We start from the raw sequence: 20,832 nt of genomic DNA on the forward strand, positions 1-20,832 counted from the left end.
CAACCATGAAGTCAATGAAGGCGACCTCGATCAAGATCGTGGTCTTCGCGGCGGTGATGATCCTGCTGCTCGTGCTGGTGATGCAGGCGCTGACCCGGCCGCCCCAGGGCGATATGGACACCTTCCACGCGGAGTTCAAGGACGTCTCGGGCCTCAAGGTCGGCGACGACGTGCGCATGCTCGGCGTGCAGGTGGGCAAGGTCAAGGACATCGAGGTCAAGCAGTCCTCGGACCACCGGCTCTCGAACGCGGCGGTGTCCTTCACGCTGCAGCGCGACCGGAAGTTCCGCAGCGACGACACGCTGGCCATCCGGTACCAGAACCTCACCGGTTCCCGGTTCCTGGAGGTGCGGCCCACGCCGAAGAGCACGGCCGCCGAGGTCAAGCCCGGCAGCACGATCGGCGAGAAGTTCACGCAGTCCTCGTTCGACATCACGACGGTCTTCGTGGGCCTCAAGCCGGTGCTGTCGACGCTCAACGCCGACGACATCAACCACCTGTCGCAGTCGGTGCTCGCGGTGATCCAGGGCAACGGCGAGGGCCTCGGCCCGCTGCTCGACTCGCTCGACAAGCTGATGGCCGTGAGCAACGACCGCCAGCGCGTCCTGACCCAGCTCATCACCAACCTGGGCTCGGTCTCGGAGTCCATCGGCGGCGCCTCCCCCGGGCTGACCAAGGTGCTGCAGCAGCTCGACGTCTTCGCCCGCACGCTGGCGAGCAACGTCGACTCGATGCGCGAGTGGTCGGACAAGACCTCCGGCGTGGTCAGCCGCACCAACGCGCTGCTCGCGGCGCTGGGCCTCACGCCGAACGAGAACCCCCCGCTCGACGCGATCGTCAGCAACGCGATGCCCATGGCGGAGCAGCTGGTCAACGCGCTCGCGACCCTCCCCGGCATCGTCCAGCTCCTGAACGAGGGCACGAAGCCGCAGGCGGGCCCCGCGGTCTCGGCGACCTGTAGCAAGGGCCAGGCCAAGCTCCCCGGCATGATGAATCTCTTCGTCGCAGGTCAGAAGGTGACGGTATGCAATCCAAAATGAACCTCTTCAACCGTCCGCTGCCGACGGCCGCGCAGGACCGCCGGTACCAGCTGAACTGGGGCATCGTCGGCGCGCTGATCGCGGTCATCATCCTCGCGATCTGCGGCTACCTCTTCGTCTTCCAGCCGGGCACCAAGGAGTACTCGGCGGACTTCAAGGAGGCCCAGGCCGTGCGCTCGGGCGTCGACGTCCGCGTCGCCGGCATCAGCGTGGGCTCGGTCTCCGGGGTCGAGCTCCTCGACGACCGCGTCCGCGTGAAGTTCCGCGTCGACAAGGAGATCTTCCTGGGCGACGCCACCACCGCGTCGATGAAGATGCTCACCACGGTCGGCGGCTACTACATGGCGCTCACGCCGATGGGCACCTCGGATCTCGGTGACAAGCCGATCCCGCCGGAGCGGGTCTCGATGCCGTACAGCCTCCTGGAGACCTTCCAGCAGGCCACGCCGAAGGTCGAGAAGATCAAGGCGACGCCGATCCGCGAGTCCATGTCGCAGCTGAACCAGGCGCTCGAGGATCAGCCGGAGTCGATCCGCAACACGGTCGGCACCTTCAACCGGATGTTCGAGAACATCCTGCGCCAGCAGGACCAGGCCGGCGACTTCGTCAAGGTGATGAGCGAGTACTCCACCGCGATCAACCAGAACGGCGACCTGCTGCTCTCGCTCATGCGCAACATGAGCACGTTCTTCGCGGCCGCCGAGGTGAACCTGGCGGGGTTCCAGAGCTACCTGACGAACACCACGCAGCTCGTCCAGCGCCTCGATCCCCTGCTCAACGTCTACCTCAACAACGTGGACCCGCTCGCCAGCCGGTTCGAGGCCGTGGTGGCCAAGGCCCGCGAGGTCGTGAAGCAGGCCGAGCCGGCGATCGCGAACGCCAAGGAGATGCTGGCCGGGCTTCAGAAGACCATCGCGCCCGACGGCACGATCCAGCTCAACCAGTCCGAGCAGACCTTCCTCGCCACCAACGTCTGCATTCCGAGCCCGGGGGTGACCTGCTGATGCGTAAGTTCCTCGCTTCCCGCGGCGCGATGTCGGCGTTCGTCGTCATCGTCGCCACCGCGCTGGTCCTCGGCGGTGTGGCCTTCAAGGGCCTCACCGAGGACAAGACCGCGTACTGCGCCGAGCTCGACAGCTCGGTGGGCCTGTTCACCGGCAGCAAGGTCGCGCAGTTCGGCTACCCGATCGGCGAGATCACCAAGATCACCCCGAACGGCGCCACCACGCGCATCGACTTCGACCTGCCGTCCGCGCGCAAGCTGCCGACGAACGTCGGCATCGTCTCGATCGCGGACTCGCTGGTCGCCCAGCGCCGCCTGGAGATCCTCGAGACCTACAAGGGCGGCCCCACCTGGCAGCCCGGCAAGTGCATCACCAACACCAAGACCCCGCTGTCGATCACCGAATCGCTGCAGGCCGTCTCGAAGGTCGTCGACGACCTGACCGTGGGCGGCGGCGACGAGGAGTTCCGCAAGGCGATGGCCTCCATCCCCGCGCTGAACAAGGCCACCCAGGGCACGGGCCCGGAGATCTCCGCGCTCACCAACAAGCTCGGCGAGCTGATGCGCAACCCGGGCCCCGGCATGGGTGACGTGGCGGCGATCCTCGACGCCTTCGCCCCCGCGTCGGACGGCCTGGTGCAGAACTGGGACGAGATGCGCGACTTCCTCACGAAGTACGCCTTCCGTATCAAGAACGTCGGCGAGCCGCTGATGGACACCGGTATCGGCGCGTTCCCCAAGCTCCCGTCGCTGGTGAAGACCCTGGCCATCATCTTCGACAAGTACGGCGCCTTCATCGCTCCGCTGCTCGAGGTCACGGTCCCGACCACCACGCTGCTGGCGGCCACCACCAAGCAGTTCGGCGACCTGCTCAACATCCTGCCGCCGCTGATCCGCGCCTTCCAGGTCAGCGTCGACAAGAAGACCCTCGCCACCAAGATCACCTACCGGCCGCCGTCAGCGCTGGTGCCGTCCAAGAACCCGGCCCAGACCTGCCAGAATCTGAACCGGTTCGCGCCGGGCCAGTGCAAGGTCGCCGACGCCGGCCACGTCAACGTGGAGCTCATCTCCACGGTCCTGCGCGCGACGGGAGCGGCGTACTGATGCGGAATCCACTGAACAGGCGGACCCTCGCGGTCGGCGTCGCCACCGTCGCCACCGGGGCGGTGCTGGCCGGCTGCGGCTCGGTGCCCTTCAACCCGTCGGCGATCCCCGCGCCCGGCCAGCCGGGCGGCGGCGACGGCTACGTCGTGCACCTCGACTTCACGAACGTGCTCAACCTGCCCGACCGTGCGCGCGTCGTCTTCGACGGCGTCGTCTCCGGCCGCCTGCAGAAGGTCACCCTCGAAGAGGGCAAGGCCGTGGTCGACGTGAAGATCAACGACAGCGTGAAGGTGCCCAACACGGTCACCGCGACGCTGCAGCAGGACACGATCCTCGGTGACACCTACGTGGCCCTCAAGACCACGCCGGGCAAGCCGGGCACGCCGCTGAAGGCGGGCGACACGCTGCCCACCACGCAGACCAAGCCGCCGACGCAGATCGAGGACATCCTCGCCGACCTGGCGAACTTCCTCGGCAGCGGCAGCCTGATGCAGCTGCAGGACACCTTCAGCCGGATCAACACCAACCTGCCGGCCGATCCGCAGAAGCTCTCGGGCCTGGTCAAGACGGTCTCGCAGACGGTGGTCGACCTGGGCAAGCAGAACGACAACGTGAGCCAGACGATCACGTCGGTGGGCAGTCTCGTCACGACGGTCAACGACAACGATCAGATCCTCGTCGCCCTGCTCAAGCCGACGGACGACTGGTTCGGGGACACCCTCGACCTGACCACCGGCGCGATCAAGGTGCTCAGCCGCCTGTCCGACGCCCTCGCGCCGCTCACGTTCACGGCTCCCCTCCTCGACGCCTCGACGGCGACGGTGGCGGGCGTGATCAAGCCGCTGATGTTCCCCGGCTGGCCGAACATGAACGGCCGGCAGGCGAATCTGGCGAACCTCGAGGACCTGCTGAAGAACAAGATCCTGCCGTTCCTCTCCAGCGGGGCCAAGGTCAACGTCAAGGAGCTGGGCACCAACGGCAACGTGCCCACTTCCGATGCCGCCCGCCAGGCGGTCAACAACCTTCGGATGGTGGGAGCAGTTCCGTGAAAAAGAGCACCTTCTTCAGCCTCCTGACCTTCGCGCTGGTCATGGTGCTGGGCACGGCGTACATCGCGTTCTCCGTGGTGCAGTGGCGGCCGCTCGCGGACTACCGCTCGGTCACCATGAAGCTCGATGACGCGAACCAGCTCCTCCCCGACTCCTCGGTGCTCCTGCGCGGGGTCAAGGTGGGCAACGTCGAGACCATCGACCGCAAGGACGGCAAGGTCGTGGTGAAGTTCCGCTACGACGGGAAGTACAAGATCCCGTCGGACACGGGCCTGCGCATCGAGCAGCTGTCCGCCGTCGGTGAGCCGTACATCGAGTTCCGCCCCGACACCCTGAACGGCCCCTACCTGGCCGACGGGTCGACGATCGACATCGCGAAGGTCAAGGAGCCGCTGTCGCTGCCCGAGACCTTCAAGCTGATCTCGGGTCTCACGAGCAACATCAACTCGACGGACCTGGGCGGCATCACCGAGACCCTGGCGGACGCGACCAGCAACACCCAGGGCTCGCTGCCGAACATCTCGCAGGCGGGCGACCTGCTGGCCCGCACCCTGACCGCGCGGATGCCCAACATCCGCCGGATGATGGAGAACACGCAGAACTACCAGGCCGACATGGCCTGGCTGCCCGACGCGATCTCCGAGTTCGGCCCGGCGACCCGGACCTTCGTGGTCAAGGACGTCGAGATGCTCAAGGCCCTGGACACCCTCATGAAGGGCACGAACGGGCCCGAGATGCTCACCAAGTCGGTCAACCCGTTCCTGATGAAGATCGCCCCGAACACCAGCAAGCTGCTGTCGAACCTCGGTCCGATGACCGAGCCGCTGGTGCCCGTGGTGCAGGCCCTGACCGACGTCATGCCCCAGATCGACATGGCCGCGCTACTCTCGCAAGCGTTGAACACGGTCGGCTCCGACGGTGCCGCGAACCTCACGGTGGTCATCCCGCCGAAGAAGTAGCGCTCCACCGGACCGACGACCCCCGACATGATTGGCTACCCGACCAGTGACTGATTCCACCCCGGACGACAAGAACCTCGCTGACGAGGCCGCGGCGACCGAGGAGACCGTGCAGGACACCGTCGACGAGGCGGCCGAGGAGACCGCCGACGCGACCGATGAGGCCGCGGAGCAGGAAGAGGCCCCGACCGAGAAGGTCTCGACCGCGAAGAAGCCCGCGCCGGCGAAGAAGGCCGCGGCGAAGCGCCCCGCTCCCCCGGCCGAGGAGGACGAGGACCTCGACGAGGACGACGAGGCGCCGGTCCGCCGCCCGAAGGCCTCCGCCCGCGCGGCGGCGTCGCGTGCCCAGGCGGCGGGCGCGACCGCGGGTGCCACCGTCACCACCGTGGTCATCACCGTCGTGATCCTGGCGCTGCTCGCGGCGTCGATCACCTTCGGTGTGCTGTGGGGCCTGCAGAAGTCCGAGAACAGCGACATGAAGGCCGCCGCCGCCGAGAAGGCACAGGCGGAGAAGGTGGCCGCGGAGTACGCCGCGGGGGCCTCGACCTTCGACTACCGGGACCTCAGCCCGTGGCGCGCGGCCATCGTCAAGGGCGTCGCGCCCGACCTGAAGAGCCGGATGGACGCCACCGCCGGCGCGATGAACCAGCTGCTGCAGCCGCTCCAGTGGGTGTCCAAGGGCACCGTCATGGATGCGGTGGTGAACTCGCAGTCGGGACCGGTCTACAAGGTCAGCGCGTACGTCAAGGTCGTGGCCACCAACGTGCAGGCCGCCAGCGGTCGCGAGGTGGTCAGCGTCTACAACGTGACGCTGGACAAGGACAAGGACTGGCAGATCACCGACGTCGGCGGCTCGCTCGCCGATCCGTCGGAGCAGGTGACGCAGCCCTCCCAGCCCGCACCCACCGAGGGTGCGCAGACGCCCGCGGAGANCCCCGCGCCCGGCAACTGATCGGTCCCCGTTCCACCGGAGCGCCCGGAACCCGCGAGGGTCCGGNCGCTTCGTGGTTCCGGCGACCGTGCGACCATGTGCTCGTGAACCAGCCGCAGGTCCCGCCGTCCGTCCCGGCGCCTCCCGGGGCGCCGCTCCCGGGCGGCCGTCCCGCCCCCGGNGGCNACGGCGCACCGTCGGGCTACCCCGTCCCCGGCGCGTACGGGACGCCCACACCGCCGCCCCGCCGCTCCCCCGGCCTCGTCGCGGGCCTCGTGGTCGCCTCCGTGCTGGTCCTCGCGCTCGTGGCGTCGACGGTGACCTTCGGCGTGCTCTGGAGCGGCGCCGAGGGCCGCGCCGACGACGCGCGGGCGGAGCTGGCGACGGTCCAGCGGGCCGCGGCGGACGATGCCACGGCGACCCGGACCGCGGCGACGTACGCGGCGGGCGCCTCGAGTTTCGACTACCGGAACCTGGCCCCGTGGCACACCGCGCTGGTCAAGGGCGTCTCGCCCGAGCTGAAGACGAGACTCGAATCGACCGCGGGCGCGATGGACCAGCTGCTGCAGCCGATGCAGTGGGTGTCCACGGGCACCGTCGTCGACAGCGTGGTGAACGCGCGGTCGGGGTCGGTCTACAAGGTCAACGTCTACGTGAAGGTGTCGGCGACGAGCGCGCAGAAGGTCGAGCCCAGCGTGAACCTCGCGCAGTACGCGGTCACGCTCGACCAGAGCAAGGACTGGCAGATCACCGACGTCGGCGGCGTCACGCCCGGGAGGTGACCGATCAGGCCAGCGATTCGGCGGTGACGCCGAGGACCTCGGCGATCCGGGCGGTGCTCACGGCGCCCTCGCGCAGCACGCGCGGCTGCGGGCCGGACAGGTCGACGATGCTGGACGCCACGGCGTGCTCGGACGGGCCGCCGTCGAGGTAGACGTCGACGGCGTCGCCCAGCTGATCGCGCGCCTCGAGCATGGTGGCGGCGGGCGGGCGGCCGGAGACGTTCGCGCTGGAGACGGCCATCGGGCCGACCTCGCGCAGCAGCTCGATCGCGACGGGATGCAGCGGCATCCGCAGCATCACGGTGCCGCGGGTGTCGCCGAGGTCCCACGCGAGGCTGGGCGCCTGCTCGACGACGAGCGAGACGGCGCCGGGCCAGAAGGCGCGGGTGAGCTCGCGGGCGGCGTCGCTGACGCGGCTGACGAGCCCGTCGATGGTGTTCCACGAGCCCACGAGCACGCCGACGGGCATGTCGGGGCCGCGGTTCTTCGCGGCGAGCAGCGCGGCGACGGCACGGCCGTCGAAGGCGTCGCAGCCGATCCCGTACAGGGTGTCGGTCGGCATCACCACGAGGTGGCCGCCCTTGAGCGCCGACCGGGCGGCGCTGATCCCCGCGGCGCGGGATTCGGGGTCGGTGCAGTCGAAGGCGCGGCTGGCGATGCTCACGGGTCCATCCTGCCAGTCACGTACCGCGGCCTTCCCGCGAGGTCCCGGTGCTGGGCGACCGCGCCGAAGCCGGCGGCGCGCAGCAGGTCGGCCGTGCCGTCGCCGTTGCTGTCGTCGTGCTCGACGCCCAGCGCTCCCCCGCGGGCCAGGAGCCGCGCGGCGAGCGGCGCGAGGTCGCGGATCAGGTCTAGCCCGTCGGCGCCGGAGAACAGGGCGGCGGCGGGGTCGGCCGCCGCCTCCCGGTCGAGGTCCGCACCCTCGGGCACGTAGGGCGGATTGGTGACCACCAGGTCGACGGTGCCGAGCAGCGCCGCCAGGCGATCGGGCAGGCCGGGGTCGCGCACGTCGGCGTCGAGCACCGTCGCCGTCCCCGCGAGGGCGGCGGTGGCGGCGTTGCGCCGCAGGTAGTCGAGGGCATCGGGGTCGCGCTCGACGAGCACGACGCGGGCGTCGGGCACCGTCGCCGCGAGGTACAGGCCCAGCGCTCCGGAGCCGGCGCAGAGGTCGACGATGCCGGCGCCGCGGCCCACCTGCCGCGCGGCCCACACGGCGAGCAGCTCGGTCTCGGGCCGCGGCACGAAGACGCCGGGGCCCACGGCCAGCGTGAGCGGGCCGAAGTACGCGCGGCCCAGGATGTGCTGGAGCGGCTCCCGGGCCGCCCTCCGGGCGAGCAGGGCCTCGTACGCGGCGGCCTGCTCCGGCGTGGCGTCGTCCGCGATCGGGATGCGTCCGCGGTCGATGCCGAGGGCCTCGGCCAGCAGGACCTCCGCGTCGAACCGCGCCGACGGGACGCCCGCCGCCGCGAGGCGGGCCGTCGCGGCGGCGGCCAGCGCCGTGGGCCGGGTCACCGGCGGGTTACTCGGCCTCGAGCCGCGCCTGGCGGTCCGCGGCCTGGAGGGCGTCGAGCAGCGCGTCGAGCTCGCCGTCGAGGACCTGGTCGAGGTTGTGCGCCTTGAACCCGATGCGATGATCGGCGATGCGGTTCTCGGGGAAGTTGTAGGTGCGGATCCGCTCGGACCGGTCGACGGTGCGGATCTGCGCGGCCCGGGAGTCCGACGCGGCGGCCTCGGCCTCCTCCTCACGGAGGGCCTGCAGCCGCGCGGCGAGCACCTGCATGGCGCGGGCCTTGTTCTGCAGCTGCGAGCGCTCGTTCTGGCAGGTCACGACGATGTTCGTGGGCAGGTGGGTGATGCGCACGGCGGAGTCGGTGGTGTTGACGCCCTGGCCGCCCTTGCCGGACGAGCGGTAGACGTCGATACGCAGGTCGGACTCGTCGATCTGCACCTCCTCGACCTCGTCGGGCTCGGGGTAGACGAGCACGCCGGCCGCGGACGTGTGGATGCGCCCCTGGCTCTCGGTGGCGGGGACGCGCTGCACGCGGTGCACGCCGCCCTCGAACTTCATCCGGGCCCACACCCCGTCGATCGATCCGTCGGCGCCGGGGCCGCGGGACTTGATCGCGAAGGTCGCGTCCTTGAATCCGCCGAGGTCGGAGTAGGTGGCGCCGAGCGTCTCGACCTTCCAGCCGCGCCGCTCGGCGTAGCGCAGGTACATGCGCGCGAGGTCGCCGGCGAACAGGGCCGACTCCTCGCCGCCCTCGCCGGACTTGACCTCGAGCACCACGTCCTCGGAGTCGTGCGGGTCGCGCGGCGCGAGCAGGTCGGTGAGCTGCTGCTCGAGCACGTCGATCTGCTCGGTCAGCGCCGTCACCTCGTCGGCGAACGAGGGGTCGTCGGCGGCCAGCTCCTGCGCGGCGGCGCGGTCCTCGCGGGCGGCCTCGAGCTTGCGGTGCGTCGCCATGACCGGCGCCAGCTCCGCGAAGCGCTTGCCCACCCTGCGGGCCGCGGTGGCGTCGTTGTGCAGCGCCGGGTCGGACATCTGCTGCTCGAGGCCGGCGTACTCGGCGAGGATGTCGTCGATCGCGGAGGGGGACGAGGCGCTCATGGCGGCGGTGCCTTTCTCGGACGGAGCGGTGACGGGGCGCGGTGCCCGTGAAACGCGCCNACGCCCNGCCTGCGGGGCAGGACGGGCGTCGGCGGGACGGCTACTCGGAGGCCGAGGCCTTGCTCGGGCGCTTGCCGTAGCGCTTCTCGAAGCGGGCGACACGGCCGCCGGTGTCGAGGATCTTCTGCTTGCCCGTGTAGAACGGGTGGCACTGCGAGCAGACCTCGACGTTGATGCGGCCGTCGGCCTTGGTGCTGTGCGTCTCGAACGTGTTACCGCAACCGCAGACAACGGTGGTGGCCACGTACTCGGGGTGAATCCCCTGCTTCATGATTGCCGTCCTTCTCGTTCTTGGTCGCCGGGTCGCCCCTGGCGTGCGCCAGGACCGTGAACCGGAACCCATACCGACGTTCCAGTATGCCAGAACGCACGGGGCTTCGAGAAATTCCCGGTCCGGCAGCGGGCTGACCCCGCCACGATCACGATGCGGGCGACGTTTGGCGGTTGACTGGCGCGCCGTAAGCAGGCCGGTGTTAGCTACGAGCTGTCACCAGAGACGGCGCCGGGAGCGAAGCGAGCGGGCCGAGTTCTCGAGGAATCCGGGAGTGAAGACGTGAACGAGTCAGGCAATGGACCAGCGGTGGAACCCGCCGGGACCGTGATCGGCGGGTACGTCGTGGAGCGCCTGCTGGGCGCGGGTGGCATGGGCGCGGTGTACGCGGCCCGGCACCCGCGGCTGCCGCGTGTGGACGCCCTCAAGGTGCTTCCCACGGCGTTCTCGCACGATCCGACCTACCGGGCGCGGTTCGAGCGCGAGGCCGATATGGCCGCGCGGCTCGACCACCCGAACATCGTGCCGGTCTACGACCGTGGCAACGACGACGGCCGACTGTGGATGTCCATGAAGCTGGTACCCGGCCAGGACGCCTCGGCGCTGCTCGCGAGCAATCCGAGCGGGCTGCCGGTGCACCAGGTGCTCACCATCGTCGACGCGGTGGCCGGGGCCCTGGACTACGCGCACTCCCAGGGACTGCTGCATCGCGACGTCAAGCCCGGCAACATCATGATCGACGCCACCGGATCCGCGCCGCGCATCATGCTCGGCGACTTCGGCATCGCACGCCAGCAGCAGGAGCACAGCGATCTCACCTCGGTCGGCATGGTCGTCGGCACCCTCGACTACGCCTCCCCGGAGCAGCTCAGCGGCGACCCGGTCGACGGCCGCAGCGATCAGTACAGCCTGGCCGGGACGACGGTGCAGCTGCTCACGGGCGCGAAGCCCTACGGCGCGAGCAGCGGCACCGCGGTGATCCGCGATCACCTGATGGCGCCGCCCCCGGCGCCCTCGCGCCAGCGCCCCGGCGTGCCGCCCGCGATCGACGCGGTCATCGCCCGCGCGATGGCGAAGGTCCCGCAACAGCGGTTCGCGACGTGCCACGACTTCGCGCAGGCGCTGCGGGCCGCCGCGGCCGGCGCCCACCCGCAGGGGCAGGCACCGTCGAACCCGACCGCGCGGGTGGCGACTCCGCCGCCCGGGGCGGCCTTCCGCCCCGCGACTCCCCCGCCCTTCCAGAGCGCGCCCTCGCAGCCCTTCGCGCGGCCGTCGGGCCCGATCTCGAATCCACAGCTGGGTCCGCAGGGTGCGGGCTCGCCGGGCACGTGGCAGGGCGGGCCGGTGGGCCTGGCCGGTCGGGCACCGCAGCAGGGCGGCACCAGGAAGGGCGTCGTCATCGGCGCCGTCGCCGCGGTCCTGGTGGTGGCCGTGGCCGCGATCTCGATCCTCGTGTTCAGCACGCGCTCCGACGAGGCCGTCGCCGCCCCGACGAGCACGACCAGCGCGCCGGCCTCCACGACGCCCCCGACGCCGGTGAACAACACCTCCACGCTGCGGGAGGGCTACATCGACCCGTGCCTGCTGCCGACGTCCGCGATCTCGGCCCTGGGCATCAGCCCGCTCGCCGACGACCCGGGGCAGCGGTCCACCAGCGCCGGCGCGAAGTACGCCTGCAAGGGCTCCGATTCGAAGGCCAGCAACGCGGACGTCAAGTTCGCGACCTTCGTCACCTCGAACTCGTGGGAGACCGGCACGCCCGTCTCGGTGCCGGGTTCGACGAAGTGGCGCTCCTTCACGGTGCCGAGCACCAACACCTCGACGCCCGACTACTGCATCACCGCCTACAAGTCCCTGTCGAACGGCGTGCTGTACATCGGGCTGCAGAAGGTGGGCAACCGCGATTGCAACCGCGGCGCGGAGATCGCCGCGGCGATCACGTCCTACCTGCCGCAGTAGCCGCCGGCGGGCCCCGCCGCTCCCTGAGATACGCAACGACGCCCCACTCCGAGGGAGTGGGGCGTCGTCGTCGTGCCGGCCGCGGTCAGTCGTTGTCGCCGAAGCCGCTGTTCTTCTGCACCGTCATGAGGAACTCGATGTTGTTCTGCGTCTTCTTGAGCTGGCTGATCAGCAGGTCGATGGCCTGCTGGCTGTCCAGCGCCGACAGCAGCCGGCGCAGCTTGTTCACCACGGCCGCCTCGTCGGGCGCCATGAGCAGCTCGTCCTTGCGCGTGCCCGACGGCGAGACGTCGACGGCCGGGAAGACGCGCCGCTCCGAGATCTTGCGGTCGAGCTTGAGCTCGGCGTTGCCGGTGCCCTTGAACTCCTCGAAGATCACCGTGTCGCCGGTGGAGCCGGTCTCGACCATGGCGGTGGCGATGATCGTCAGCGAGCCGCCGTTCTCGATGTTGCGCGCGGCGCCCAGGAACCGCTTCGGCGGGTACAGGGCCGTCGAATCGATACCGCCCGAGAGGATGCGGCCCGACGCGGGGCTCGAGTTGTTGTAGGCGCGCCCGAGGCGGGTGATCGAGTCGAGCAGCACCACCACGTCCTTGCCGCCCTCCACCAGGCGCTTGGCGCGCTCGATGGCGAGCTCGGCGACCGAGGTGTGGTCCGACGGCGGCCGGTCGAAGGTGGAGCTGATGACCTCGCCGCGCACGCTGCGCTGCATGTCCGTGACCTCTTCGGGCCGCTCGTCCACCAGCACCACCATGAGGTAGCACTCGGGGTTGTTGGCGGAGATCGCGTTGGCGATGTCCTGCATGATCGTGGTCTTGCCGGCCTTCGGCGGGGCGGAGATCAGCGCGCGCTGCCCCTTGCCGATGGGCATGATCAGGTCGATCACACGCGTAGTGAGAATGTTCTGCGCGGTCTCGAGGCGCAGCCGCTGGTTCGGGTACAGCGGGGTCAGCTTGTTGAACTCGGGCCGGTTCTTCGCCGACTCGACGTCCTGGCCGTTGACCGAGTCCAGGCGCACCAGCGGGTTGAACTTCTGCCGGTTGCTCTGGTTGCCGCGGCCACCGCCGCCGCCCTGGTTGCCGCCGTCGTTGCTCTCGCCGTCGCGGGGCATCTTCACGGCGCCGGTGATCGCGTCGCCGCGGCGCAGGCCGTTGCGGCGGATCATGTTCATCGAGACGTAGACGTCGTTCGGCCCGGCGATGTAGCCCGACGTGCGCACGAAGGCGTAGTTGTCGAGCACGTCCAGGATGCCGGCCACGGGCTGCAGGACATCGTCCTCGCTGACCTGCGGCTCGCCGTCGTTCTGGTTGCGGTCGCGACCGCGGCGACGCTCGCGGAAGCGGCGCCCGCGGCGCCCGGTGCCGTCGCCGTCGTCGTCCGGCCCGTTGTTCTGGTTCCGGTTGCCCTGGTTGTTGCCCTGGCCGCCCTGATTGTTCTGATTGCGCTGACGGTCCTGGCGGTTCTCGCCCTGCTGGCGGTCGCCCTGCTGGCGGTCGCCCTGCTGGCGGTCGCCCTGCTGACGGCCCTCGCCGTCCTGGTTCTGGTTGCGGCGCTGGTTGCGCTCGCGACGCTGGCCCTGCTGCTGCCCCTGGTCGCCCTCGTTCTTGGGCGCGTCGCCCGCGGTGTCCGCGGCGCCGCGGCCCGACGGTGCCTGGCCGGCGTCGGCGGCCTTCTCGCCCCGGGGCGCGCGAGCCTGGCGGCCCTCGGCCTTGGGTGCCTCGGCGGCTTCGGCGGCCGGAGCGGTCGCCTTCGGCGCGTCGCTCGAGGGGGTCTCGGCGGCGGCCTTGGGCGCGTCGGCCTTGGGGGCCTCGGCCTTGGGCGCGTCGGACTTGGGCGCGTCGGTCGCGGGAGCGTCGGCCTTGGGAGCCTCGGCCTTCGGAGCGCCGGCCTTGGGCGCGGTGGCCTTCGCGGCCTTCGGCGCGGCCTTGGCGGCGCCGCCGTGGTCGTTGATCGCGGCGATCAGATCACCCTTGCGGAGGCCGGAGACGCCCTTGATCCCCAGCTCGCTCGCGATGCCCCGCAGCTCGGCCAGCACCATGCCGTTGAGGCCCGAGCGGCGACGCTCGTCGGCCCGCGTGGTGCTGACCGCGGCGGTGGCCGTCTCCGGGCTGGTGGTCACGTCCGTTTCGGTCACGGAGTTCCTTTCAATTCCCTGCTCGCGCAATTGCGCCAAGCAAGGGCCTACCGTGCTCGCCGGGCTGTCCTGCGATGGTGCGCAGGTGTTTTCGCGGTCGACGCACGAATGACGAAGGTGCTTGTATGCGCTTCGGCTGCCGGGCCCCGCGTTTCCGGCGGGGGCACAGATGTCTCGGCCTGATGTGGAGACCGGCGCGCCAACACGTCCGAAGCTGGTTGCTGGGCGTGGAAATGGCAAAGTGCCGAAGTAGCGTCCGCACATTCGACGGACACTTTTGTCATGATAGCGCGGGTGCCCGCGCCCGGCAATCACCGCCCCCGCGTTCGCGTCCTCCGCCGTGCATCTGCGCACGCGCCGCGTCGCCGATCCCGGCCGCGCACCCCCGGCAACTGGGCGCACGCGCCGCGCGCACACCCGCGTGTGCGGATCTCAGCCGCGCGCGACGCCGTCGGCGATGGGGAGTTCCCGGACGGTGAAGCCGGCCTCGGCGGCGGCGTCCGCGAGCCGGGTGGGCAGCGCCTGCGGGGTCAGCGCCAGCACGGTCGGCCCGGCGCCGGAGATGGCGGCGGCCACGCCGGCCGCCCGCAGTCGCTCGACCAGCGCGAACGACTCCTTCATCGACGCGGCCCGGTACCGCTGGTGCAGCCGGTCCTCGGTGGCGTCGAGCAGCAGGTCGGGGTGCGCGGTGAGCGCCAGCACCATGAGCGCGGCGCGCGAGGCGTTGAACGCGGCGTCGGCGTGCGGCACCAGCCGGGGCAGCATGCCGCGCGTCACGGAGGTCGAGGACTGCACGTCGGGGACGAAGGCGTAGGCCCGGATGTCGGGGTGCACGTCCACGCGGCGCGCACCGTAGTGCAGCGGGGCCGACGGTGCCGCGCTCGCCGCCGCGTGGTCGCGGTAACCGGCCACGTCGGGGACCGGCACGGCGGGCACGGTCCAGGAGACGACCGCGCCGCCGAGCACGCTCGCGGAGGCGTTGTCGGGATGGCCCTCGAACTCGGAGGCGAGCTGGACCATCTCGTCGGTGGTCAGGCCCCGAGGCGCGTCGGCGTCGGCGGCCAGGGCCGCGGCGGCGGCGATCCCGGCGACGGCCGCGGCGGCCGAGGAGCCGAGCCCGCGGGAGTGCGGGATGCGGTTCACACAGGTCAGGCGCAGCCCGGGCGCCGAGACGCCGAGGTGGGCGAGGGTGCGTCGGAGCGCGACGACCACGAGGTGACGGTCGTCGGTGGGCACCTCGTCGGCGCCCTCCCCCGTGATCGCGACGGTCAGGTCACCGTCGGTCTCGGGGTCCACGGTCTCGACGGTGACGTCGTCGTAGAGCCCCAGCGCGAGGCCGAGGGTGTCGAACCCGGGGCCGAGGTTGGCGCTGGAGGCCGGGACGGTCACGGTGGCCGCGAGGCCGACGGGCAGGACGAGCGGGGCGTTCGAGGCGGGTGACACGGCCGCGCTTACTCCGTCAGGCCCATGGCGGTGGCCACGGCGACAGGGTCGATGCCGACGCGCGCGATCTCGGGCAGGCTGCTCAGGGCCGTGTCGGGATCCTTGAGGCCGTTCCCCGTGACGGTGCAGACCACGGTCGAGCCCTTCTCGATCCAGCCGTCCGCGGCGGCGGCGAGCAGGCCGGCGACGGACGCGGCCGACGCGGGCTCGACGAAGACGCCCTCGGTCTTGGCGATGAGGCGGTACGCCTCGAGCAGCTTCTCGTCGGTGGCGGCGCGGAACTGGCCGTTCGACTCGTCCTTCGCGGCCACGGCCTGGTTCCAGGACGCGGGGCTGCCGATGCGGATGGCGGTGGCGATGGTCTCGGGGTCCTTGACCGGGGCGCCGTTCACCAGCGGCGCGGCGCCCGCGGCCTGCACGCCGAGCATGCGCGGGCGGCTGCTGGTCACGCCGTCGGCGAAGTACTCGCTGTAACCGCGCCAGTACGCGGTGATGTTGCCGGCGTTGCCCACGGGCAGCGCGTGGACGTCGGGGGCCTTGCCGAGCGCGTCGACGATCTCGAACGCCGCCGTCTTCTGCCCCTCGATGCGCACTGGGTTCACCGAGTTGACCAGGGCGATGGTGTCGAAGGTGGCCGTGGTCTTGCGGGCCAGTTCGAGGCAGTCGTCGAAGTTGCCGTCGACCTCGATGATCTTCGCGCCGTACATCACGGCCTGGGCGAGCTTGCCCATGGCGATCTTCCCGGCGGGCACCAGCACGGCGCACTCGATGCCGGCGATGGCCGCGTAGGCGGCGGCGGAGGCCGAGGTGTTGCCGGTGGACGCGCACAGCACGCCCTTCTTCCCGGTCGCCGTGGCCTCGGTGACGGCCATGGTCATACCGCGGTCCTTGAAGGAGCCGGTGGGATTGAGCCCCTCGACCTTGAGGTGCACGTCGCAGCCGGTGAGCTCGGAGAGCGCCGCCGCGGGGAGCAGCGGGGTCGCGCCCTCGCGGAGGGTGACGGGCGCCCAGCCCGGCTCCCACGTGTCGCACACGGGCAGACGGTGCCGGTAGGCCTCGATCAGGCCGGGCCAGGGCCGATGCACGGCGGTGCTAGTCATTGGTTCCCTCCAGACGGAGCACGGAGGACACGGCGGTCACCACGTCCAGGTTCTTCAGGGCCTCGACGGTGGCCGAGAGGGCCGCGTCCGGAGCCTTGTGGGTGAGGATCACCAGGCGCGCGCCCCGCTCGGGGGTGTCGGCCTGCTGGCGGACGGTGCTGATGGAGACGCTCCGCGCGGAGAACTCGTTCGCGACGGCGCTGAGCACGCCGGGCCGGTCCGCGACCTCCATCGCCACGTAGTAGCGGGTCAGCACCTCGCCGATCGGCGCGATCGGGAGCTTGGCGTACGCCGAGTCGCGCGGGCCACGGCCGGAGACGACCTTGTTGCGGGCCGCGGCCACGAGGTCGCCCATCACGGCCGAAGCGGTCGGCGCCCCGCCCGCGCCGGCGCCGTAGAACATCAGACGGCCCGCGTTCTCGGCCTCCACGAACACCGCGTTGTACGCGCCGTCCACGCTGGCGAGGGGGTGCTTGAAGGGCACGAGCGCCGGGTACACGCGGGCCGAGACCCGCTGCGCGCCCTCGGCATCGGTGAACTTCTCGCAGATCGCGAGCAGCTTGATGGTGCAGTCGAAGGCCTTCGCCGCCTCGATGTCGGCGGCGGTGACGCCGGTGATGCCCTCGCGGTGCACGTCGGCGGCCTTGACGCGGGTGTGGAAGGCGATCGACGCGAGGATCGCGGCCTTGGAGGCGGCGTCGTAGCCCTCGACGTCAGCGGTCGGGTCGGCCTCGGCGTACCCCAGGCGACCCGCCTCCTTGAGAACCACCTCGTAGGGGTCGCCGTGCTCCGCCATGTTGGACAGGATGAAGTTGGTGGTGCCGTTGACGATGCCCGCGACCAGTTCCACGCTGTCGCCCGCGAGGGACTGCTGCAGCGGGCGGATCACGGGGATCGCGCCGGCCACGGCCGCCTCGAAGTACAGATCCGCGCGGGCCTTGTTCGCGGCGTCGGCGAGTTGCCCGGTGTACTCCGCGAGCAGCGCCTTGTTGGCGGTGACCACCGACTTGCCGGCCTTGAACGCGCTGAGCATCAGCGAGCGCGTGGGCTCGATCCCGCCCATCACCTCGACCACGATGTCGACGTCGTCGCGCCCGACGAGAGCCTCCGCGTCGTCGGTCAGCAGGCTCTTCTTCAGGCCGAGTTCTTTGAGGCCGCGATCCTTCTCGGTGTCGCGCACAGCGATCCCGCGGATGACCAGCCGCGCGCCCACGCGCGCGGTGAGGTCGTCGGCGCTCTCGGTGAGAATGCGGGCCACCTCGGTGCCGACGGTGCCCATTCCGAGGAGGGCGACGCCCAGTTCCTTGGTCTGACCAGGGTTTTCAGTCATCAGAGCACCTCCAGGCTCACCAGATCGTCCACGGTCTCCCGGCGCAGGATCAGCCGCGCCGCGCCGTCCTTGACCGCCACCACCGCGGGACGCGGCTGCATGTTGTAGCGGCTGGACATCGAATAGCAGTACGCCCCCGTGGCGGCGACGGCCAGGAGGTCGCCCTCCGCCAGGTCGCCGGGGGTGTCGGTGTCGCGGACCACGATGTCGCCCGTCTCGCAGTGCTTGCCCACGATGCGGGAGAGCACGGGGGCACCCTGCGGGTCGCGGGACGCGACGACCGCGGTGTACTCCGCGCCGTACAGCGCGGTACGGATGTTGTCGCTCATGCCGCCGTCCACCGAGACGTAGCGCCGGAAGCCCTGGGCCGCAGCGCCGTCCGAGGCCGAGGCGGCATCCACGGCGACGTCCTTGATGGTGCCGATCTCGTACAACGTGATCCCGGGCGGGCCGGCGATGGCGCGGCCGGGCTCGACGGCCAGGTGCGGCGTGGCCAGTCCCAGTGCGGCGGACTCGGTCTCGACGATGTGGCGCAGCTTCGCCGCGAGGTCCGCGACGGGCGGCGGGTCGTCGTGCGCGGTGTAGGAGATGCCCAGGCCGCCGCCCAGGTCGATGGTGCTCAGCTGCGCGGTCTTCTCCGCGCCGAACCGCGCGACCACGTCGCGCAGCAGCTCCAGCACGCGGCGCGCCGCGATCTCGAAACCGTCGACGTCGAAGATCTGCGAACCGATGTGGCTGTGCAGGCCCACCAGGCGCAGGTTGTCGGCGGCGAAGACGGCGGTGACCGCCTGCATCGCGGGTGAATCGGACCCGTTCGCCGCGAGGGAGAAGCCGAACTTCTGGTCCTCGTGCGCGGTGGAGATGAATTCGTGCGTGTGCGCCTCGACGCCGGGCGTGAGGCGGATCAGCACCTCCTGCACCGCGTTCCGCTCCCCCGCGATGCGGTCCAGTCGGGCGATCTCGGAGAGCGAGTCCACCACGACGTGACCGATGCCGGACTCGACGGCGAAGTCGAGCTCGGCGACGGATTTGTTGTTGCCGTGCAGCGCGATCCGATCCGCGGGGAAGCCGGCGCGCAGTGCGACGGCGAGCTCGCCGCCGCTGCACACGTCGAGGTTCAGCCCCTCGTCGCGCACCCAGCGGGCGATCTCCATGGAGAGGAAGGCCTTCGAGGCGTAGTGCACGGCGGCGTCCGCTCCGAAGGCCGCACGCATGCCGCGGCAGCGGGCGCGGAAGTCGTCCTCGTCGATCACCAACAGCGGCGTGCCGAACTCGGCCGCGAGCGCGGTGACGGGCACCCCGGCGACGGAGACGGCACCGTCGGCCTCCCGGCGCGCGTGGGCGGGCCAGACGGCCCGATCCAGTTCACTCACGAGTAGTGGCCTCTCACATCCGGTCGGGTGCCGAAACACCCACGAGGGCCAGGCCGTTCGCGAGAACCTGGCGGGTGGCGGCGCACAGCGCCACGCGGGCGCGGTGCAGGTCGGTCGGCGCCTCGTCACCCAGGGGCAGCACCCGGCACTCGCCGTAGAAGCGGTGGTACGCGCCGGCGAGCTCCTCGAGGTACCGCGCGATCCGGTGCGGCTCGCGGAGGCTCGCGGCGCCGGCGGCCACCGCGGGGAACTCCCCGAGGGTGCGCACCAGGTCGCCCTCGCGGGCGTGGTCGAGCAGGCCGAGGTGCTCCGTGGACGGGGCGATGCCGAGCTCGGCGGCCGAGCGGGCGATGGCCGAGAGCCGGGCGTGCGCGTACTGCACGTAGTAGACGGGGTTCTCGTTGCTGGCCTGCGCGAGCAGGTCCAGGTCGAGGTCGATGGAGGTGTCCACCGAGCTGCGCACCAGGGAGTAGCGCGCGGCGTCGACCCCGACGGCCTCGACCAGGTCGTCCAGGGTGATGACGGTGCCGGCGCGCTTGCTCATCCGCACGGGCTTGCCGTCCTTGACCAGGTTCACCAGCTGCCCGATGAGTACCTCGATCTGCGCCGGGTCGTAGCCGAGCGCGGCGGCCGCGGCCTTGAGCCGGCCTATGTAGCCGTGGTGATCGGCGCCCAACATGTAGATCGCGAGGGTGAAGCCGCGATCGAACTTGTGCTTGATGTAGGCGATGTCGCCCGCGATGTACGCGGCGTTGCCGTCGGACTTGATGACGACGCGGTCCTTGTCGTCGCCGTAGTCGGTGGCCTTGAGCCACCAGGCGCCGTCCTGCTCGTACAGGTTCCCGTTGTCCTTGAGCTGCTGGACACTGCTCTCCACCAGGCCCGAGCTGAACATCTCGTCCTCGTGCGTGAACACGGCGAAGTCGGTGCCGAAGTCGTGCAGGGTGCGCTTGATGTGCGCGAACATGAGCTCCACGCCGTCGGCGCGGAAGGCCTCCACGCGGTCGGCCTCCGGGAGCTCGAGGATGCCGGGACGGTCCCGCACGACGGTGGCCGCGATCTCGCCGATGTAGTCCCCGGCGTAGCCGTCCTCGGGCGTCGGCTGGTTCCGGGCGGCGGCGTCCAGCGAGCGCGCGAAGCGGTCGATCTGCGCGCCGTGATCGTTGAAGTAGTACTCGCGCGTGACCTCGGCACCCTGCGCCTCGAGGACGCGGCCCAGGCTGTCGCCCACCGCGGCCCAGCGCGCGCCGCCCAGGTGAACGGGGCCCGTCGGGTTGGCGGAGACGAACTCGAGGTTGATGAGCGCACCCTCGAGCGCGGCGCCGTGGCCGAACGCACCGGCCTGCTCGAGGATGCTCGTGACGAGCTGGTTCTGCGCGTCCGCCGCGAGCCGGATGTTGAGGAAGCCGGGGCCCGCGACGGTGGCCTCGTCCACGCCGTCGGCGGCGCCGAGCGCCTCCGCCAGCCAGGTGGCCAGGTCGCGCGGGTTCACCCCGGCCTTCTTGGCCACCTGCATCGCGAGATTGGTGGAGTAGTCGCCGTGTTCGGGGTTGCGGGGCCGCTCGACCGTGACGCGTTCGGGCAGCACGGAGACGTCGAGGCCGCGCTCGGTGAGCACGGTGGTCGCGGTGGCGTGCAGGAGTTCCGAAAGGTCAGCGGGAGTCACCAGACCATCCTAGGGTGCGC

16 protein-coding genes are annotated in these 20,832 nt (G+C 71.0%); 6 read left to right on the forward strand and 10 right to left on the reverse strand.

Annotated elements, in window-relative coordinates; all coding sequences use genetic code 11:
• The first annotated feature begins 14 nt into the window (after positions 1-14).
• The 5 genes from ACNAYW_RS20120 to ACNAYW_RS20140 are packed head-to-tail and all read left to right on the forward strand — an operon-like array spanning position 15 to position 5,155.
• On the forward strand, positions 15-1,040 hold the full coding sequence (locus ACNAYW_RS20120; RefSeq protein WP_415851419.1) for an MCE family protein: 1,026 nt from the start codon (positions 15-17) through the stop codon (positions 1,038-1,040).
• On the forward strand, positions 1,037-2,044 hold the full coding sequence (locus tag ACNAYW_RS20125) for an MlaD family protein (protein WP_415851420.1): 1,008 nt from the start codon (positions 1,037-1,039) through the stop codon (positions 2,042-2,044). The genes ACNAYW_RS20120 and ACNAYW_RS20125 overlap by 4 nt, the downstream gene beginning before the upstream one ends.
• Entirely contained in the window at positions 2,044-3,147 is a 1,104-nt protein-coding gene (locus tag ACNAYW_RS20130; RefSeq protein ID WP_415851421.1) for an Mce/MlaD family protein, read from the forward strand. Before ACNAYW_RS20125 ends, ACNAYW_RS20130 begins: the two co-directional genes overlap by 1 nt.
• Positions 3,147-4,196, forward strand: a complete 1,050-nt coding sequence (locus ACNAYW_RS20135; protein WP_415851422.1) for an MlaD family protein — start codon at positions 3,147-3,149, stop codon at positions 4,194-4,196. Before ACNAYW_RS20130 ends, ACNAYW_RS20135 begins: the two co-directional genes overlap by 1 nt.
• Positions 4,193-5,155, forward strand: a complete 963-nt coding sequence (locus ACNAYW_RS20140; RefSeq protein ID WP_415851423.1) for an MlaD family protein — start codon at positions 4,193-4,195, stop codon at positions 5,153-5,155. Before ACNAYW_RS20135 ends, ACNAYW_RS20140 begins: the two co-directional genes overlap by 4 nt.
• 1,717 nt (positions 5,156-6,872) lie before the next feature.
• Here the strand turns inward: ACNAYW_RS20140 and ACNAYW_RS20145 are convergent.
• The 4 genes from ACNAYW_RS20145 to rpmE form a co-directional block, all read right to left on the reverse strand.
• Positions 6,873-7,532 (reverse strand): L-threonylcarbamoyladenylate synthase, encoded by a 660-nt coding sequence (locus tag ACNAYW_RS20145; protein WP_415851424.1) that lies wholly within the window; start codon positions 7,530-7,532, stop codon positions 6,873-6,875.
• Entirely contained in the window at positions 7,529-8,380 is an 852-nt protein-coding gene (gene prmC / locus ACNAYW_RS20150) for a peptide chain release factor N(5)-glutamine methyltransferase (protein WP_415851425.1), read from the reverse strand. Before prmC ends, ACNAYW_RS20145 begins: the two co-directional genes overlap by 4 nt.
• Before the next feature lie 7 nt (positions 8,381-8,387).
• Positions 8,388-9,476: a peptide chain release factor 1 gene (gene prfA, locus ACNAYW_RS20155; protein ID WP_415851426.1), complete on the reverse strand. Its 1,089-nt coding sequence runs from the start codon at positions 9,474-9,476 to the stop codon at positions 8,388-8,390.
• A gap of 100 nt (positions 9,477-9,576) precedes the next feature.
• Positions 9,577-9,807, reverse strand: coding sequence for a 50S ribosomal protein L31 (rpmE, locus tag ACNAYW_RS20160; RefSeq protein ID WP_068532376.1), 231 nt, complete (start codon positions 9,805-9,807; stop codon positions 9,577-9,579).
• 309 nt (positions 9,808-10,116) lie between these two features.
• On the opposite strand from rpmE, the gene ACNAYW_RS20165 reads away from it, so the two are divergent.
• Positions 10,117-11,766, forward strand: a complete 1,650-nt coding sequence (locus ACNAYW_RS20165; RefSeq protein WP_415851427.1) for a serine/threonine-protein kinase — start codon at positions 10,117-10,119, stop codon at positions 11,764-11,766.
• A gap of 85 nt (positions 11,767-11,851) precedes the next feature.
• Here ACNAYW_RS20165 and rho read toward each other — a convergent pair whose 3' ends face one another.
• The 6 genes from rho to argS form a co-directional block, all read right to left on the reverse strand.
• The gene (gene rho / locus ACNAYW_RS20170) at positions 11,852-13,900 is read right to left on the reverse strand and encodes a transcription termination factor Rho (protein WP_415851428.1); all 2,049 of its coding nucleotides are present in this window, start codon (positions 13,898-13,900) and stop codon (positions 11,852-11,854) included.
• 432 nt (positions 13,901-14,332) lie between these two features.
• A complete protein-coding gene (gene thrB / locus ACNAYW_RS20175) occupies positions 14,333-15,343 on the reverse strand; it encodes a homoserine kinase (RefSeq protein WP_415851429.1) in 1,011 nt (336 codons plus the stop codon).
• A gap of 8 nt (positions 15,344-15,351) precedes the next feature.
• Positions 15,352-16,443, reverse strand: coding sequence for a threonine synthase (thrC, locus tag ACNAYW_RS20180; protein WP_415851430.1), 1,092 nt, complete (start codon positions 16,441-16,443; stop codon positions 15,352-15,354).
• Positions 16,436-17,773, reverse strand: a complete 1,338-nt coding sequence (locus tag ACNAYW_RS20185) for a homoserine dehydrogenase (RefSeq protein WP_415851431.1) — start codon at positions 17,771-17,773, stop codon at positions 16,436-16,438. Before ACNAYW_RS20185 ends, thrC begins: the two co-directional genes overlap by 8 nt.
• Positions 17,773-19,185 carry a diaminopimelate decarboxylase gene (gene lysA / locus ACNAYW_RS20190; protein WP_415851432.1) on the reverse strand — a complete coding sequence of 471 codons (1,413 nt, stop codon included), beginning with the start codon at positions 19,183-19,185 and terminating at the stop codon, positions 17,773-17,775. Before lysA ends, ACNAYW_RS20185 begins: the two co-directional genes overlap by 1 nt.
• Complete coding sequence (gene argS, locus ACNAYW_RS20195; protein ID WP_415851433.1) at positions 19,160-20,812, reverse strand: arginine--tRNA ligase; 1,653 nt, start codon at positions 20,810-20,812, stop codon at positions 19,160-19,162. The genes lysA and argS overlap by 26 nt, the downstream gene beginning before the upstream one ends.
• Between the last annotated feature and the right edge of the window lie 20 nt (positions 20,813-20,832).

The sequence above is a fragment of the Tsukamurella ocularis genome, assembly GCF_965138335.1.
Lineage (GTDB): Bacteria > Actinomycetota > Actinomycetes > Mycobacteriales > Mycobacteriaceae > Tsukamurella > Tsukamurella ocularis_A.

Coding starts and splice junctions, on each gene's coding strand:
- ACNAYW_RS20120 (WP_415851419.1), top strand. CDS start 15: ATGAAGGCGACCTCGATCAAGATCGTGGTCTTCGCGGCGGTGATGATC.
- ACNAYW_RS20125 (WP_415851420.1), top strand. CDS start 1,037: ATGAACCTCTTCAACCGTCCGCTGCCGACGGCCGCGCAGGACCGCCGG.
- ACNAYW_RS20130 (WP_415851421.1), top strand. CDS start 2,044: ATGCGTAAGTTCCTCGCTTCCCGCGGCGCGATGTCGGCGTTCGTCGTC.
- ACNAYW_RS20135 (WP_415851422.1), top strand. CDS start 3,147: ATGCGGAATCCACTGAACAGGCGGACCCTCGCGGTCGGCGTCGCCACC.
- prfA (WP_415851426.1), bottom strand. CDS start 9,476: ATGAGCGCCTCGTCCCCCTCCGCGATCGACGACATCCTCGCCGAGTAC.
- rpmE (WP_068532376.1), bottom strand. CDS start 9,807: ATGAAGCAGGGGATTCACCCCGAGTACGTGGCCACCACCGTTGTCTGC.
- thrC (WP_415851430.1), bottom strand. CDS start 16,443: ATGACTAGCACCGCCGTGCATCGGCCCTGGCCCGGCCTGATCGAGGCC.
- ACNAYW_RS20185 (WP_415851431.1), bottom strand. CDS start 17,773: ATGACTGAAAACCCTGGTCAGACCAAGGAACTGGGCGTCGCCCTCCTC.